At 65.3% G+C, this 2,099-nt stretch carries 2 protein-coding genes; one reads left to right on the top strand and one right to left on the bottom strand.

The window, feature by feature from the left end; translation table 11 throughout:
* Positions 1-401: 401 nt before the first annotated feature.
* On the bottom strand, positions 402-1,646 hold the full coding sequence (ligD, locus tag AC1DHX_RS20665) for a non-homologous end-joining DNA ligase (protein WP_476900457.1): 1,245 nt from the start codon (positions 1,644-1,646) through the stop codon (positions 402-404).
* A 48-nt stretch (positions 1,647-1,694) separates the two neighbouring features.
* Between ligD and AC1DHX_RS20660 the strand changes: the two genes are divergently transcribed.
* Complete coding sequence (locus tag AC1DHX_RS20660) at positions 1,695-2,087, top strand: VOC family protein (protein WP_230009733.1); 393 nt, start codon at positions 1,695-1,697, stop codon at positions 2,085-2,087.
* Positions 2,088-2,099: the final 12 nt, after the last annotated feature.

Here is a 2,099-nt window from a genome sequence, read left to right as displayed (position 1 = left end):
CCATAAGCGTGCCCTGCGTCGTCGGGAAGCCGAGGCTGCTATCAACCGGCCGCGATGGCAGCCGCAAAATGGATCCCGCAATCCGAGTGTGCGTCGAATTGGGTGTCAGCAGCGTCGAGGCGTATTCAACGCACCGACGGGGACAACAGGGCGGCTATGACGTTCACCGCATACCAGCCCAATGCCCCAAGTGCTCCCAGAACGGTAACGGAAACCACCCAAAATAGGGCAGAGAGTTTCCGTCTCGGTTTCTCATCCATAACAACCACCCCGCAATCAATTGGGATACTCTCGGACCGAATCTTGCCTGAACCCCCTTGCGGAAAGCTTGGAATCGAGCAAGCCTCAAGACGCCTGAGCCCGTCCCGTGGCGTCAGGATCCGGTGGTCAGGATCCGGCGGTCAGGATCCAGGGCGCCCCGGCCACTCTTTGCCCGCCCAGGGGTCGTAGTCGGCGATGAGCTCCTCCTGCGGCGGACGCTCATTTTCCGGGACGTGCTGCAGGTTCACCCGGACCCGGTACCAGAGCGAACTCGATCCCCGCATTCCGTCGACGAGTACGTCGGCGGGATGCAGGGCTGACAAGAGGTCCGCATGCCGGGTCTTCCATTCCTCGAGCGCCGCGAGCGCCTCGGGCTTGGTCTTGGTCCGTGCCACCTCGATGAGCGGCATTACCGATTGCCGGCGGCCCAGGCCGTCGCTGCCGCGCGGCGGCTTTTCGGCGGGGCCGAGCCCGGCAGCCAGACTGATGAGCCTGTCGAGCGTCCCTGCCGCGTCGTCGATCCCGGCGTGGGGGTCGCCCATCGCCGCGAAGCGCTCAAGCACAGTGGGCACCGTGAATTGTTCCGGCCGGGTGGAGGTAACCTCGTCCCAATTGAGCGGAGTCGAGACCCGGGCATCSGGYAGGGSCCGGATSGAGTACGCCGATGCCACSGTGCGGTCCTTGGCGTTCTGGTTGAAGTCGACGAACACACTCTCGCCGCGCTCCTCCTTCCACCACCGTGCGGTGGCGAGGCCCGGAGCGCGGTTCTCGACCTCGCGGGCGAGGGTCTCTGCGGCGAGCCGCACGTCGTGGTACGACCACTGAGGCGCGATGCGCACGAGGATGTGAAGTCCCCGCGAACCGCTCGTCTTCGGCCACCCCACCAGTCCGACGTCGTCGAGCACCTCCCGCGCGACATAGGCGACGTCGACGATCTGCGCCCAGTCGACCCCCGGCATCGGGTCGAGGTCGACCCGGAGCTCGTCCGGGTGCTCGAGGTCCTCGGCACGCACGGGGTGCGGGTTGAGGTCCAGGCATCCGAGATTCACGACCCACGCCAAGCCTGCAGCATCCCGGATGACGGCCTCTTCGGCTGATGTTCCGGACGCGTAGTGCAGCGTTGCCGTGTCGATAAAGTCGGGGTGGTTTTCAGGCACGCGTTTCTGAAAGAACGGCTCAGCGCCGATCCCCTTCGGGAAGCGCTTGAGTACCATGGGCCGGCCGCCTGCGCCCCGCAGCGCACCGTCGGCGACGGCGAGGTAGTAGCGGACCAGGTCGAGCTTGGTCAGCCCGGGTTCGGGGAACACCACCTTGTCCGGACTCGAGATGCGAACCTCGTTGCCGGCTATGTTGAGGATCTCGGCGGGGGTCTTCGACGAGTTCATTCCGCCACGCTAGTTCCGGACGGCTGCGCTTGGGAATAGCATTCCGGCATGGACGCCAAGTTATTCGCCTATCTCAGCTACAGTGACGCACCCGCAGCCCTGGACTGGCTCCAGGCCGTGGGATTTGGCGTTATTCAGCGGCACGACGGACCCGCAGGGTCAGTGCTGCACGCCGAGATTTCCATGGGGGAGGCGGTGCTAATGGTGGCAAGTAGCGATGCCGCCTACCAGCGGCCGCCACTTATCGGCCAGTCAACCGGCCAGGGACTATATCTTCTGGTCGAAGACGTCGACGCCTTTCATCAGAAGGCCCTCGCCGCGGGCGGAACCTCAGTGATCGAGCCCGAAGCCACCCAATGGGGCGCCCGGCGCTGCCGGGTGCTCGATCCGCAAGGACAGGAATGGAGCGCCGGCACCTACCAGCCCGGAATAGTCTCGTGATGCGTCCTTGCC

This window comes from Arthrobacter sp. 05N33_2, assembly GCF_056397425.1.
This window is presented reverse-complemented; position numbering and strand designations above follow the sequence as displayed.